We start from the raw sequence: 14,486 nt of genomic DNA on the forward strand, positions 1-14,486 counted from the left end.
ACTGTCCACTGGACAATCTTCAATCCAAAAGGAATTGTCTCCGACGATCACAGCCGAAGCTGATCACGCACGGGGTCAATAAATTGGCATTGACAATGTGCACGCTGTTGAGTTCTCAAGGACCAGACGCACTCCCCACTCCACTCGTCACACGAGCTTCGCCAGAGAGGCATTCGTTCTTGGTGTCACCGGCCAGGTCGAGCGACCTGCGTCCGACCCGGAGGTCGAGTGGCTCATCCCGAGGGAGAGAACCGGTGGAGTAGTCATCCTAGGCGTCGAAGCGATCCGGCGCAAGGCCAGTTCTGAACTTCAGTGGAGGATGGTCCCGCTTGAGGGCCGGCAGGCTCTGGGCTCTCGCTCCAGCCGCTCCGCCGCACCTTTGGGGTGACGAGTAAGAACTTTACGCAGCACTGGGCCGGAGCGCCAACTCCCCCCACATCCCGGGCGTGTCGCGTTCTGCAACACGTGCCGCCCGAACGCAGCGATGCCCGGCTCCCACCACGGGAACCGGGCATCGACGGGCCGGCGACGATCAGGAGAGCGTCACGCCGGCGAGGGTCTTCTTGCCACGACGGAGCACGAGCACTCCCCCGGGCAGCGCGAGGTCCGACAGCGGTGCCGCCGGGTCCTCGGCGCGAGCGTTGTTCACGTACACGCCGCCCTGGTCGATCGCCCGCCGGGCCTCGCCGAGGGATTTCACGAGCTCGGTATCGACGAGCGCCCGGGCGACATCGGCATCCCCGGGGAGCGCGACGGAACCCGGGAGTTCGGCGATCGCCGACCGCAGCGTTTCGGTGTCGAGCGCCCCGAGGTCACCGTTGCCGAACAGCGCCGCGGAGGCGTCGATCGCCGCCTGCGTCGCCTCGACCCCGTGCACGACCGCGGTCACCTCGAACGCCAGCGTCCGTTGCGCCTCTCGCCGGAACGGTTCGTCGGCCACGGCCTGCTCGAGGCGCTCGATCTCGGCACGCGACAGGAACGTGAACTGCCGCAACCGGGGGATCACGTCGGCGTCCGCCGTGTTGAGCCAGAACTGGTAGAACGCGTACGGCGACGTCATCTCCGGGTCGAGCCAGATCGCGTTGCCCTCGCTCTTGCCGAACTTCGTGCCGTCGGAGTTCGTGATGAGGGGCGTCCCGAGCGCGTGCACCGCCTTGCCCTCGGTCCGCCGGATGAGCTCCGTCCCCGAGGTCAGGTTGCCCCACTGGTCCGAACCGCCGGTCTGCAGCGTGCACCCGTACTGCAGGAACAGCTCGCGGTAGTCCAGCCCCTGGAGGATCTGGTAGCTGAACTCGGTGTAGCTGATCCCCGCGTCGGAGTTCAGCCGCGCAGCGACCGCGTCCTTCTTGAGCATCGAGTTCACCCGGAAGTACTTCCCGATGTCACGCAGGAAGTCGATCGCCGACAGCGGCGCCGTCCAGTCGAGGTTGTTCACCAGCCGGACGCCGTTGTCGCCGTCCGGGCTGAGGAACCGCGACACCTGCCCCTGCAGGCGGGTCACCCAGTCAGCGACGGTCTCGCGGGTGTTCAGCGTGCGCTCGGCCGTCGGACGCGGATCGCCGATCAGTCCGGTCGAGCCGCCGACCAACGCCAGCGGCCGGTGCCCCGCGAGCTGGATCCGGCGCATCGTCAGCAGCTGCAGCAGGTTGCCGCAGTGCAGTGACGCGGCAGTCGGGTCGAAGCCGCAGTAGTACGTGATCGGCTCGCCGGCGAGGGCCTCCTTGAGTGCCGTCTCGTCGGTGGAGACGTGCACCAGATCGCGCCAGCGCAGTTCGTCCCAGACCGAGGCGAAGGTCGGGTCGTTCTGCTGGCGCGTCAGGACATCGTGAGCGGATTCACTGGACACCCAGCCATCGTAGCGGCGCGGGGCGGGGCGGGAGGCGCGGGTCGAGACGGTCAGTCGAGGGCGCCCTTGTGGCGTCGGTACGTCGACACCGTGGGGTCGCCCGTGAGCCAGAAACGCCAGGGGAAGCTGGCGCCGCCGGCGATGCCGCCGACGCCGGTCCTCGGCCCCCGCGAGATCCGTGGGACCGGACCGGTCCCGGTCGGGCCGGGCACAGTCTCGGACAGGAGCTCCTCGATGACGCGGGCCGGTCCGGCGGAGGCGAGCCGCGCCTCCAGGCCGGGAGCCAGCGTGAGCACGTACGGGCCGGAACCGTCGAGGAGCCCCGTGCCGTCGTCCTCGCCGAGGACGGCACCGAGGGCGCCGCCGAGGTTGCCGGGCCCGCGCGCCAATGCGACGTCCGAGACGGAGGGACCGCGTCGTCCGCGGGCCGTCTCGATGCCGTCGACCACCCGGGCGCCCCGGAGCAGGGAACCCGAGGAGGTCCCGGCCGGCCCGCTCACCACGTTGACGCACGTGTGGATGCCGTACGAGCGGTACGCGTAGAGCGTGCCCGGCGGCCCGAACAGATGCCGGTTGCGCGGGGTCGGACCACGATGCCCGTGCGATCCGGGGTCGGTGGGCCCGAAGTACGCCTCGACCTCGGTGACGAGCAGGGTCACGCCCTTGCCCGCGATCGTCGCTCCGAGGAGCGCTGGGGCCGAGACCGGCGCCGACTCGGAGAGGAGCGCGAGCGTCGGGTTGGTCATCGCGTGAACGGAGCGCCCTCGGCGAGGTCGTGGACGCGGCGCGTGAGCGACGAGAGCTGCTCGGCGACTCGGTCCGGTGCCGTGCCACCGACGCCGGCGCGCGACGCGACGCTGCCCTCGATCGTGAGGACGTCGCGGACCTCGGGCGTGAGGTGCTCGGAGACCGTCCGGTAGTCGTCGTCCGTCGGCTCGTCGAGCTCGATCCCGCGCTCCTCGCAGTGCCGGACGAGCGCGCCGGAGATCTCGTGCGCGTCCCGGAACGGGACGCCCTGCCTGACCAGCCACTCCGCGACGTCCGTGGCGAGTGAGAAGCCCTGCGGCGCCAGCTCGGCCATCCGGTCGGTGTCGAACGACAGCGTCGCGACCATGCCGGTGAACGCCGGGAGCAGGACCTCGAGCTGGGCGACGGAGTCGAACACCGGTTCCTTGTCCTCCTGGAGGTCGCGGTTGTACGCCAGCGGGAGGCCCTTGAGCGTCGCGAGCAGCCCCGTCAGGTTGCCGATCAGCCGGCCGGACTTGCCGCGCGCGAGCTCGGCGATGTCCGGGTTCTTCTTCTGCGGCATGATGCTCGACCCGGTCGAGAACGCGTCGTGGAGACGGACGAAACCGAACTCCTTCGTGTTCCAGAGGATGATCTCCTCCGCCAGGCGGGACACGTCGATGCCGATCTGCGCGAGGACGAACGCGAACTCCGCCACGACGTCACGCGCGGCCGTCGCGTCGATCGAGTTGTCCGCCGGACGGTCGAACCCGAGCTCCCGCGCGATCGCCGACGGGTCGAGGCCGAGCGAGCTGCCGGCCAGCGCCCCGGCACCGTACGGGCTGACGCTGGCACGACCCGCCCAGTCACGGAGGCGTTCGAGGTCGCGGACGAGCGGCCACGCGTGCGCCAGGAGGTGGTGCGCGAGGAGGACCGGCTGCGCGTGCTGCAGGTGCGTGCGGCCCGGCATGATGGCGCCCGGGTGCTCGTTCGCCTGCTGGGAGATCGCGTCGACGAGGTCGATCACGAGGTGCCCGATGCGACGCCCGTGGTCGAGCATGTGCATGCGGCCGAGCGTCGCGATCTGGTCGTTGCGGCTCCGGCCGGCGCGGAGCTTGCCGCCGAGCTCGGGACCGAGGTCTGCGATGAGCAGCCGCTCGAGGGCTCCGTGGACGTCCTCGTCGCCGTCCGCTGGCTGCAGTTCGCCGGACGTGTGCTGTTCGAGCAGACGATCGAGGCCGGCGAGCATCCGGTCCAGCTCGTCGGCGGTCAGGTACCCGGCGGTGTGGAGCGCTCGCGCGTGAGCGCGCGAGCCGGCGATGTCGTAGGGGGCGAGCTGCCAGTCGAACTGCGTCGACCGGGAGAGGGCGGCGAGCTCGGCGCTCGGGCCGTCCGCGAAGCGGCCGCCCCAGAGGGCGCCCGTGTTGGTGGCGTCGGTCTTGGCTGCGGGCTGGTTCGCGTCGGTCACGTCTGTTCTCTCGTCGTTCGGTCGTGGTGCTCGGTGCTCGGTGCTCGGTGCTCGGTCAGTTCGCCTGGTCGCGTCGGGCGGAGATCCTGCTCGGCAGCGACCAGATGTCGATGAAGCCCTTCGCCTGGGACTGGTCGAACGTGTCACCGCTGTCGTACGTCGCGAGGTCGAAGTCGTAGAGGCTCTGGCTCGACCGACGACCCGTCACGACCGCGCGACCGCCGTGGAGCCGCAGCCGGACGTCACCCGAGACGTGCAGCTGGGTGTGGTCGACGAAGGCGTCGAGGCTGCGCTTCAACCCCCCGAACCACAGGCCGTCGTAGACCAGGTCGGCCCACTCCGACTCGACGTTCCGCTTGTAGCGGCGCACGTCGCGTTCGAGCGTGAGGCTCTCGAGCTCCTCGTGCGCGGCGATGAGGGCGATCGCGGCCGGGGCCTCGTACACCTCGCGCGACTTGATGCCGACGAGCCGGTCCTCGACGACGTCGATCCGGCCGACCCCGTGCTTCCCGGCGAGGGCGTTCAGTTCCTGCACGACGCGCAGCACACTGAACCGCTGTCCGTCGATGGCGACCGGGACACCCTGCTCGAAGGTGATCGTCACCTCGTCCGGCTCGCGTGGGACGGTCGGGTCCTGCGTGTACGCGTAGAGGTCCTCGGTCGGGGCGTTCCACGGGTCCTCGAGGAAGCCGGTCTCCACCGCTCGGCCCCACACGTTCTGGTCGATCGAGTACGGCGATCGCTCGGACTGCTCGATCGGCAGGTCGTGCTGCTGGGCGTAGGCGATCGCCTCGTCGCGGGTGAGCGCGAGGTCACGGACGGGCGCGACGCTCGTCAGGTCCGGGGCGATCGCGGCGACGGCGGCCTCGAACCGGACCTGGTCGTTGCCCTTGCCGGTGCAGCCGTGCGCCACGCTGTCCGCGCCGAGCTGCCTCGCGGTGAGGGCGAGGTGCTTCGCGATCAGCGGACGGCTCAGCGCGGACACCAGCGGGTAGCGCTTCTGGTACAGCGCGTTCGCCTTGAGCGCCGGCACGAGGTAGTCGTCGGCGAACTCGTCCTTCGCGTCGACGACGATCGACTCGACCGCGCCGCAGTCGAGCGCGCGCTGGCGCACCGCGTCCAGGTCCTCGCCGTCCTGACCGACGTCGACCGCGAGCGCGACGACGTCCTTGCCCGTGGCGTCACGCAGCCAGCCGATCCCGACGGAGGTGTCGAGGCCGCCGGAGTACGCGAGGACGACGCGGTCTGCCACGTGGGTCTCCCTCGGTCAGGCCGTCGCGGTCGCGGTGGTCGCGGTCGCGGTGGTCGCGGTGCTCGCGTTCGCGGTGGTCGCGTTCGCGGTGGTCGCGTTCGCGGTGGTCGCGTTCGCTGCCAGGAGCCAGGCGAGGAGCGCCTTCTGGGCGTGCAGACGGTTCTCCGCCTCGTCCCAGATGATGCTCCGCGGGCCGTCGATGACCTCGGCGGTGACCTCGTAGCCCCGGTCCGCCGGAAGGCAGTGCATGAAGACCGCGTCGTCGGCGGCGTGCGCCATGAGGGCGTCGTCGACGCGGTACCCGTTGAAGGTGTCGAGTCGGGCCTGCTTCTCGTCCTCCTTGCCCATGGACACCCAGGTGTCGGTCACGACGACGTCCGCCCCGGCGACGGCCGCGACCGGGTCGGTCACGACGAGGACCGAGCCGCCGGTCTCCGCCGCGCGGCGTTCGCCGTCCGCGACGACTTCTGCCGCCGGGGAGAACTCGGCCGGCGCCGCGACCCGGACGTGCATGCCCGCGGTGGCGCCGGCCAGCAGGTAGGACTGCGCCATGTTGCTCGCCCCGTCGCCGATGAACGCCACGGTCTGGCCCGCGAGGGTCCCCCGGTGCTCACGGATGGTCAGGAGGTCGGCGAGGAGTTGGCACGGGTGGAAGTCGTCCGACAGGGCGTTCACCACGGGGACGCTGGTGTTCGCCGCCATCTCCTCGAGGCCGGCCTGCCCGTACGTGCGCCAGACGATCGCGGACACCATGCGCTCGAGCACGCGGGCGGTGTCCGACGGGGTCTCCTTGCCGCCGAGCTGGCTGTTCGCCGTCGAGATGATGAGCGGGCTGCCGCCGAGGTCGGAGATGCCGACGTGGAAGGACACCCGGGTACGAGTCGACGACTTGTCGAAGATCACCGCGACGCTCTGCGGACCCGCGAGGGGCTTCGAGCCCCAGCGGTCGGCCTTCATCTGCTCGGCGAGGTCGAGGATCGCGGACTGCTCGGCCTGGCTGAGATCGTCGTCCCGGAGGAAGTGGCGGGTCATGCGGAGGTCTCCTCTGCGGCGGCGACGGCCGCAAGGCTCTGGGCGAGGATCGACACGAACTCGTCGATCTCGGCGTCGGACACGACGAGCGGCGGCGCGATGCGCAGACTCGACTCGTTCGGGGCGTTGATGATGAGACCGCGTTCGAGCGCGGCGGCGTTGACGGCGGCCGCGACGGGGGCGGTCAGGCCGACACCGATGAGCAGACCGGTTCCGCGGACCTCTTCCACGAGGGGCGAGGCGATGCTCGCGATGCCCGCTCGGATCCGCTCCCCCTTCGTGACCGCACCGGCGACCAGGTCGGCGCGCTCGATCTCGGCGAGCACCGCGTTCGCGACGCGCGTGCCGAGCGGGTTGCCGCCGAAGGTCGAGCCGTGCTGGCCCGCCGAGAACAGGTCGGACGCCCAGCCGAACGTCACGAGCGCGCCGATCGGGAACCCGCCGGCGATGCCCTTCGCCACCGTGACCGCGTCGGGCTCGAAGCCGTGACCCTGGAACGCGAACCAGTTGCCGGTCCGTCCCACGCCGGTCTGGATCTCGTCGAGGATCAGCAGCGCGCCGTGCTCCTCGGTCAGGCGACGAGCGGCCTGCAGGAAGCCCTCGGGCAGGTCGACCACGCCCGCCTCGCCCTTGATCGGCTCGATGACCAGTGCGGCGACGGTGTCGTCGATCGACTCCTCGAGCGCGGCGACCGTCGAGTCGATGTGCTCGACACCCGGCACCATCGGCAGGAAGTCCTGCTGCAGTGCGGGCTTGCCGGTGAGCGCGAGCGCGCCCATCGTGCGGCCGTGGAAGCCCTGCTTCAGGGCGAGGATGCGGGTCCTCCGGCCGTCGGCGCCCTTGTTCAGGCGCGCGAGCTTGAACGCGGCCTCGTTCGCCTCGGCGCCGGAGTTGCCGAAGTACACGCGACCGGCCTCGCCCGCACCCGTGATGCGCTTGAGGCGCTCGGCGAGCTCGAGCTGCGGCGGCGTCGCGAAGTAGTTCGAGACGTGCACGAGCTTCGCGGCCTGGTCCGTGATCGCCTCGACCAGCGCGGGGTGCGCGTGCCCGAGGGAGTTCACCGCGATGCCGGCGAGGAAGTCGAGGTACTCCTTGCCCTCGACGTCCCAGACGCGGCAGCCCTGGCCGCGCTCGAGCATGATCTTCGGCGGTGTCAGGGATCGCATGAGCGACGCCCCGAACCGGTCGTTCCAGCTCTCGGTCTGCGTCTCGGTGCTCACTGCTCGTGTCCCTTTCCGGTCGTGTCGTATTCGTGCTTCCCCGCGGGAGTGCTCGGCGCTGCGACGCGTCGGCCGATCTCCGCGTGGGTCATCTGGTTCTCGGTGCGACGGCTCGGGTCCGGGATCACCTCGGTGCCCGCCCCCCGGAGCGTGAAGACCTCGAGGAGGATCGAGTGCGGGATCCGGCCGTCGATGATCGTCGCGCCGCCGACCCCGCCGACCACCGCGTCGAGGCACGCCGTCATCTTCGGGATCATCCCCGACTCGAGCGACGGGAGCAGCTCGCGGAGCTCCTCGACCGCGATGAGGTCGACGATCGAGTCGCGGTCCGGCCAGTTGCGGTACAGCCCGGGCACGTCCGTCAGCATCATGAGCTTCGACGCCTTGAGCGCGATCGCGAGTGCCCCGGCCGCGGCGTCCGCGTTCACGTTGAGCGCCTGGTCCGGGTGGGCGTCGTCGATGGCGATGCTCGAGACCACCGGGATGCGCCCGGCCTCGATCGCGGCGAGGACCCCGGACGGGTCCACGTGGGTGATGTCGCCGACGTGTCCGAGGTCGAAGTACTCCCCGTCGACGACGACGCCCTTCTTCTCGCCGGTGAACAGCGAACCGCCGTCGCCGAACACGCCGACGGCCAGGCCCTCGCCGTGCTCGTTCATCAGGTCGACGATCTCGCGGTTGACCTCGCCCGCCAGGACGTCGCGGACGACCGAGATCGCCTCGGTCGTGGTGACGCGGTAGCCGCCGCGGAACTCGGACTCGATGCCCTGCTCCTTGAGCGCCGCCGAGATCTGCGGGCCGCCCCCGTGCACGACGACCGGGTGGAGTCCGGCGTAGCGCAGGTAGACCATGTCCTCGGCGAACGCGCGCTTGAGGTCGTCGTTCACCATGGCGTTGCCACCGAACTTGACGACGACGATCTTGCCCGAGAACCGCTTCAGCCACGGCAGGGACTCGATGAGCGTCGCGGCCTTGACGGTCGCGAGCTCGTGCTCTTCTTCCTTCGAGAGGACGCTGTCGTCGGCCATCAGCTGGAGTACGCGCTGTTCTCGTGCACGTAGTCGTGCGTGAGGTCGTTGGTGAGGATCGTCGCCGCGTACGGTCCGACCCCGAGGTCGATGAGCACGTGGGTGTCCCGAGGGGTCAGGTCGACGCTGTCGCTCGGCTGGTCCGGTGCGCCGGCGTGGCAGACGCGCACGCCGTTCATCGTGACGTCCACGGCGTACGGGTCGAACTCGGCGTCGGTCGTGCCGATCGCCGCGAGGACCCTTCCCCAGTTCGGGTCGTTGCCGAACACAGCGGCCTTGAACAGGTTGTTGCGCGCGACGCTCCGACCGACCGTGACCGCGTCGTCCTCGCTCGCGGCGTTCACGACCTCGATCGCGATGTCGTGGCTCGCGCCCTCGGCATCCTGCTGCAGCTGCCGCGCGAGATCGGCGCAGACGGCCGTCAGCGCTTCCTGGAAGTCGCCGACCTCGGGCGTGACACCGCTCGCCCCGGAGGAGAGCAGCACGACCGTGTCGTTGGTGGACATGCAGCCGTCGGAGTCGACGCGGTCGAAGGTCACCCGGGTGGCCGCCCGGAGCGCCTGGTCGAGCTCGTCCGATCCGAGGACCGCGTCCGTGGTGATGACCACGAGCATCGTCGCGAGGCCCGGAGCGAGCATGCCCGCCCCCTTCGCCATACCGCCGACGGTCCAGCCGTCCTCGGTGACGACGGACTGCTTCGGCTTCGTGTCGGTCGTCATGATCGCCGTGGCGGCATCGGGACCACCGTCGGCGGTGAGGGCGGCGCTCGCGAGGTCGACACCCTTGAGGACGGTGTCCCGGAACGCCTGACCGCCGACGCCGATCAGCCCGGTCGAGCACACCACGACGTCACCGGCACCGATGCCGAGCGCATCGCCGACGGCTTCCGCCGTGAGGTGGGTGGTCTGGAAGCCGAACGGACCCGTGAAGCAGTTCGCGCCTCCTGAGTTGAGGACGACCGCACGCGCGACACCGTCACCGACCACCTGACGCGACCAGATGACGGGGTGCGCCTGCGCGCGGTTGCTCGTGAAGACGGCGGCGACCGCCGCCCGGGGGCCGTCGTTGACGACGAGGGCCACGTCGGGCTTGCCGCTCGGCTTCAGTCCTGCGGTCACGCCGGCCGCGCGGAAGCCCGCTGCCGCGGTGACGCCCTGGAGGCGCGGCTCGGTCTGGGTGCTGTCGGTCACGTCGGTCACGGTGCGACTCCGTCCACGCTGAGGCCGAGGGTCTCCGGGAAGCCCAGGGCGATGTTCGTCGACTGGACGGCGGCACCCGCGGTGCCCTTCGCCAGGTTGTCGAGGGCGCTGACCGCGACGACCCGGCCTGCGGCCTCGTCCACTGCGATCCCGACCAGGGCCGTGTTCGCCCCGATCGTGTCGGCGACCCGGGGGAACTCCCCCTCGGGCAGGAGGTGCACGAAGGGCTCGTCGGCGTAGGCCTGCTCCCACGCCAGTCGGACGTCGCGGGCGCTCACCCCGGGGGCGAGCTTCGCGGTGGTCGTCGCGAGGATGCCCCGTGACATCGGAACGAGGACGGGCGTGAACGAGATGGTCACGTCCGACGCGCCGGCGACCTCGAGGTTCTGCTGGATCTCCGGGATGTGCCGGTGCTTCCCGCCGACCGCGTAGGCGCTGGCGGAACCCATGATCTCGGACGCGAGGTAGGTCGTCGCGAGCTTCTTGCCGGCACCGCTCGGGCCGACGCTCAGCACGGCGACGATGTCGTCCGACTCGACGAGCCCGGCCTGGATGCCCGGCTGGATGCCGAGCGTCACCGCGGTCACGTTGCAGCCGGGGACCGCGATCCGCTTCGTGCCGACGAGCGCGGACCGCTGGCGACCCAGCGCCTGGATGTCGTCGACGTCGCGCCACTCGTCCGCCGAGCCCGGCGTCGGGGCCGCGTGCAGCAGCTCCGGGAGGCCGTAGGTCCAGGCGCCGTGGTAGTCGCCGCCGTAGAACGCTTCCCAGGCGGCCGGGTCGGTCAGGCGGTGATCCGCGCCGCAGTCCACGACGAGGGCGTCGTCGCCCAGCTCGGCGGTGATCGCCCCGGACTGACCGTGCGGAAGCGCCAGGAACACCACGTCGTGCCCGCGCAGGTTCTCCGCCGTCGTCTCGACCAGGGTCAGGTGCGACAGCGAGCGGAGGTGCGGCTGCGTCGCGATGAGCGGCTGTCCGGCGTTCGAGAACGCCGTCACCGTCCTGACGTCGAACTCGGGATGGCCGGAGAGCACGCGCAGGAGCTCACCGCCCGCGTAGCCGGAGGCTCCCGCCACGGCGACGGATACGGACATGGGATTCCACCTTTGGTCGGACTGGTCGTCGAGAGAGTCGGAGGCGGCGGCCCCGGGCGGTGCTGGTCCCGATGGGATCAGTCGCGCAGGGTCGCCCCGAATCGCTCGCCGGCACGTCGGACGGCGCCGTCGCGGGCCTGGGTGGCCTCGGCAGCGGTCAGCGTGCGGTCCGTGGCGCGGAAGCGCAGCGCGAACGTGAGGGACTTCTGTCCCTCGTCCACGCCGGTGCCCCGGTAGTCGTCCACGAGGCGAGCATACTCCAAGAGCTCCCCCGCACCAGTCCGTACCGCATCCAGTACATCGCCCGCCGGGACATCGGCCGCGACCACCAGCGAGAGGTCCTGCGTCGCCGCCGGGTAGGACACGATCGGCGCCACCGAGACGAGCTCGGGTGCTGCGGCGACCAGCGCGTCGAGGTCGAGTTCGACGACCGCGACGACGCGCGGCAGGACCGCCGCCTCGGTGAGCTCGGGCAGGAGTTCGCCCGCGACACCCACCACGGCGTCGCCCACGAGGAGCGAGGCCGCACGGCCCGGGTGCAGGGACGGGTGGGTGGTCTGCGCCACGTCGAGGTCCACGCCGACGGCCCAGGCCACGGCACGGGCGACGTCCAGCGCGTCCGCGATGCCGTACGGCTCGGGCTGGACGCCCGGCTGCTTCACGACGCGGTTGCCGGTGAGCAGCGCGGACACGTGGAACGGCTGCGGCGGCAGGGATGCGTCGAGCGCGGCCAGGGTCTCGCGGTCCGGCAGCGCGGCACCGGCCGGGACCGTCTCGGTACCGAGCGTCTCGCCCCGCACCGGGAGGAACACGCGCGAGGTCTCGTAGAGGGCGACGTCCACGAGCCCGCGGGACACGTTGCGACGCGCGGCGTCCACGAGCGCGGGCAGCCCGCTGCGCCGCAGGAGGTTCTGCTCACTGTCGAGGGCGTTCGCGAGCACCACGCTCGGTCCGCCCTCGCCGTCGATGCCCGGGTACGCGTCCTGGGTGGCCCGCGACACGAACGGCGCCGTGACGACCTCTACCAGGCCGTCGGCCGCCAGCGCCGCGGAGACCCGACGACGTGCCTGCTGGTGTCCGGTCAGGCCCCGGCCGGGCGGGGCGACGGGCAGGACGCTCGGGATGCGGTCGTAGCCGACGATGCGTGCGACCTCTTCGACGAGGGTGGTGTCGTCGGTGAGGTCCGGACGCCAGGACGCCGGGGTGACGGCGAGCGTCTCGCCGTCGACATCGACCCTGGAACCGATCGCGCGGAGCGTGTCGATGACCTCGGCGTCGGTGTACTCGACACCGATCATCTCGGCAGGTCGGGAGATCCGCATGGTCACGGTCGGCCGCGGCGTGGTGTCGACGAGGGTGGATCCGAGGGTGTCGGCCGTGCCGCCGGCGAGCTCGACGAGGAGCTCGACGGCGCGGTTCGCGGCCGCCTCGGCCACGAGCGGGTCGACCCCGCGCTCGAACCGTCGGGACGCCTCGCTCGGGAGCTTGTGCCGACGAGCGGTGCGGGCGATCGAGACCTGGTCGAAACCGGCGGCCTCGATCAGGACGTCCGTCGTGGTGCCGGAGATCTCGGTCCGGGCGCCGCCCATCACGCCGGCGAGGCCGACCGGGCCCGCGTCGTCGGTGATCACGAGGTCTTCCGGGTCGAGCTTCCGCTCGACGTCGTCGAGCGTCGTCAGGGTCTCGCCCGCCGCGGCCCGGCGGACACCGAGGCCGCCCTGCACCTTCGTCAGGTCGTACCCGTGCAGGGGCTGGCCGAGCTCGAACATGACGTAGTTCGTGATGTCGACGGGCAGCGAGATCGAGCGCACCCCGGCGAGGGCCAGCCGCGAGACCATCCACGCGGGTGTCTTGGCCGCGGGGTCGATGCCGCGGACCACGCGCGTGACGAAGGTGTGCGCACCGAGGCGGCCGCGGATCGGAGCCCGATCGTCGATCGTCACCGCGAAGCCGTCGGCGGTGCGCGGCGTGACGCGGTCCGCCGGGTCGTGGAAGCTCGCGCCCGTGGCGTGGGCGTACTCCCGTGCGACACCGCGCATGCTCATGACGTAGCCGCGGTCAGGGGTGACGTTGATCTCGACCGCGGCGTCGTCGAGACCGAGGAGCGCGATGGCGTCCTGTCCGACCTCGGGCTCCATGCCGAGGTCGGCGAAGCGCAGGATGCCGTCGTGCTCGTCGCCGAGTCCCAGCTCGCGCGCCGAGGCGATCATGCCGTCGGACACGTGGCCGTAGGTCTTGCGCGCCGCGATCGGGAACGGGCCGGGCAACACGGCGCCCGGCAGCGTGACCACGACGAGGTCGCCGACGTCGAAGTTGTGCGCACCGCAGACGATGCCACGGGGCTCGGACTCCCCGACGTCCACCTGGCACCAGTTGATCGTCTTGCCGTTCTTCTGCGGCTCGGGCTCGCGCTCGAGCACACGGCCGACGACGATCGGACCGGTCAGGTCGTAGGTGTGGACGTCCTCTTCCTCGAAGCCCACCGACACGAGCGCCGCGTGGACGTGCTCGAGGGTGACGTCGTCGGGGAGGTCGACGGACTCACCGAGCCAACGGAGTGGGACGCGCATCAGACCACCGTTCCGAACTGCTGCGAGAAGCGGATGTCGCCCTCGAGGAAGTCACGCATGTCGTTCAGGCCGTTGCGGAACTGCAGCGTCCGCTCGATGCCCATGCCGAACGCGAAGCCCTGGTACTCGGCCGGGTCGATGCCGGCCGCACGCAGGACGTTGGGGTTGACCATGCCGCAGCCACCCCACTCGACCCACCGCGCGCCGCCCTTGGCGTTCGGCTGCCACACGTCCATCTCGGCGCTGGGCTCGGTGAACGGGAAGTAGTTCGGGCGGAGGCGGATCTGCGCCTCGGCACCGAACATCTGGCGCGCGAAGTGCTCGAGCGTGCCGCGCAGGTGTGCCATCGTCAGGCCCTTGTCGATGGCGATGCCCTCGACCTGGGTGAAGACCGGCAGGTGCGTGGCGTCGAGCTCGTCGGCACGGTAGACCCGGCCCGGGGCGATAACGTACAGCGGGAGCTCGCGCGAGAGCAGCGACCGCACCTGCACCGGGGAGGTGTGGGTGCGCATGACCAGGTGACGGTCGACGGGCTCGACGAAGATGGTGTCGGCAATGGCCCGCGCGGGGTGGTCCGGGTCGAAGTTCAGCGCATCGAAGTTGAACCACTCGTGCTCGAGTTCGGGCCCCTCCGCCACTTCCCACCCCATGCCGACGAAGATGTCGGCGACGGTCTCGTTGAGGAGCGACAGCGGGTGGCGGGAGCCGGGAGCGCGACGGCTCGGGAGCGCGGTGACGTCGACGCGTTCGGCGTCGAGCCGGGCACGTTCCTCGGCCTCGGCCAGGACGGTTTCCTGCGACGCGATCGCCTGGTTCACCTGCCCGCGGGCCCGTCCGACGAGCTTGCCGGCGGCGGCCTTCTGCTCCGGCGGCACGCTGCGCATCGACGCGTTCATCCGCGCCAGCGGCGACTGCTCACCGGTGTGCTCGGCCCTGGCCTGCTTCAGCTCGGCGACGGTCGTCGTGGCGCGGACCGCCGCGAGGGCCTGGTCCACCGCGTCGGCGACGGCCGATTCGCTGATCTCGAGAGGTTCTGACACGAGACCCAAGC

At 71.0% G+C, this 14,486-nt stretch carries 10 protein-coding genes and 1 pseudogene; all 11 read right to left on the bottom strand.

Going from position 1 to position 14,486, the window contains the following annotated elements; genetic code table 11:
- Positions 1–532: 532 nt before the first annotated feature.
- The 11 genes and pseudogenes from tyrS to pheS all read right to left on the bottom strand — a co-directional run bounded on the left by tyrS (position 533) and on the right by pheS (position 14,475).
- The gene (tyrS, locus tag HP507_RS06725) at positions 533–1,846 is read right to left on the bottom strand and encodes a tyrosine--tRNA ligase (RefSeq protein WP_175351026.1); all 1,314 of its coding nucleotides are present in this window, start codon (positions 1,844–1,846) and stop codon (positions 533–535) included.
- A 50-nt stretch (positions 1,847–1,896) separates the two neighbouring features.
- Positions 1,897–2,592, bottom strand: coding sequence for a DNA-3-methyladenine glycosylase (locus HP507_RS06730; RefSeq protein ID WP_175351027.1), 696 nt, complete (start codon positions 2,590–2,592; stop codon positions 1,897–1,899).
- Positions 2,589–4,040: an argininosuccinate lyase gene (argH, locus tag HP507_RS06735; protein ID WP_175351028.1), complete on the bottom strand. Its 1,452-nt coding sequence runs from the start codon at positions 4,038–4,040 to the stop codon at positions 2,589–2,591. The genes HP507_RS06730 and argH overlap by 4 nt, the downstream gene beginning before the upstream one ends.
- 55 nt (positions 4,041–4,095) lie before the next feature.
- The gene (locus HP507_RS06740) at positions 4,096–5,292 is read right to left on the bottom strand and encodes an argininosuccinate synthase (RefSeq protein WP_175351029.1); all 1,197 of its coding nucleotides are present in this window, start codon (positions 5,290–5,292) and stop codon (positions 4,096–4,098) included.
- Positions 5,293–5,412: 120 nt separating this feature from the next.
- Positions 5,413–6,324, bottom strand: a pseudogene (gene argF, locus HP507_RS06745) (ornithine carbamoyltransferase); the annotation flags it as partial.
- Positions 6,321–7,544 (bottom strand): acetylornithine transaminase, encoded by a 1,224-nt coding sequence (locus HP507_RS06750; protein WP_175351031.1) that lies wholly within the window; start codon positions 7,542–7,544, stop codon positions 6,321–6,323. The gene HP507_RS06750 and the pseudogene argF, both read right to left, overlap by 4 nt.
- On the bottom strand, positions 7,541–8,572 hold the full coding sequence (gene argB, locus HP507_RS06755) for an acetylglutamate kinase (protein ID WP_175351032.1): 1,032 nt from the start codon (positions 8,570–8,572) through the stop codon (positions 7,541–7,543). The genes HP507_RS06750 and argB overlap by 4 nt, the downstream gene beginning before the upstream one ends.
- The gene (gene argJ / locus HP507_RS06760) at positions 8,572–9,762 is read right to left on the bottom strand and encodes a bifunctional glutamate N-acetyltransferase/amino-acid acetyltransferase ArgJ (protein WP_376984410.1); all 1,191 of its coding nucleotides are present in this window, start codon (positions 9,760–9,762) and stop codon (positions 8,572–8,574) included. The genes argB and argJ overlap by 1 nt, the downstream gene beginning before the upstream one ends.
- Positions 9,763–9,767: 5 nt before the next feature.
- A complete protein-coding gene (locus tag HP507_RS06765) occupies positions 9,768–10,865 on the bottom strand; it encodes an N-acetyl-gamma-glutamyl-phosphate reductase (RefSeq protein WP_175351034.1) in 1,098 nt (365 codons plus the stop codon).
- A gap of 77 nt (positions 10,866–10,942) precedes the next feature.
- Entirely contained in the window at positions 10,943–13,435 is a 2,493-nt protein-coding gene (gene pheT, locus HP507_RS06770) for a phenylalanine--tRNA ligase subunit beta (protein ID WP_175351035.1), read from the bottom strand.
- The gene (gene pheS, locus HP507_RS06775) at positions 13,435–14,475 is read right to left on the bottom strand and encodes a phenylalanine--tRNA ligase subunit alpha (RefSeq protein WP_175351036.1); all 1,041 of its coding nucleotides are present in this window, start codon (positions 14,473–14,475) and stop codon (positions 13,435–13,437) included. Before pheS ends, pheT begins: the two co-directional genes overlap by 1 nt.
- Between the last annotated feature and the right edge of the window lie 11 nt (positions 14,476–14,486).

The sequence above is a fragment of the Curtobacterium pusillum genome (genome assembly GCF_013359865.1).
In the GTDB taxonomy this organism is placed as follows: Bacteria; Actinomycetota; Actinomycetes; order Actinomycetales; family Microbacteriaceae; genus Curtobacterium; species Curtobacterium pusillum.

Excerpts from the sequence above, each read along its gene's own strand:
- pheT (WP_175351035.1), bottom strand. The coding sequence starts at position 13,435 with ATGCGCGTCCCACTCCGTTGGCTCGGTGAGTCCGTCGACCTCCCCGAC.
- HP507_RS06765 (WP_175351034.1), bottom strand. The coding sequence starts at position 10,865 with ATGTCCGTATCCGTCGCCGTGGCGGGAGCCTCCGGCTACGCGGGCGGT.
- argB (WP_175351032.1), bottom strand. The coding sequence starts at position 8,572 with ATGGCCGACGACAGCGTCCTCTCGAAGGAAGAAGAGCACGAGCTCGCG.
- HP507_RS06730 (WP_175351027.1), bottom strand. The coding sequence starts at position 2,592 with ATGACCAACCCGACGCTCGCGCTCCTCTCCGAGTCGGCGCCGGTCTCG.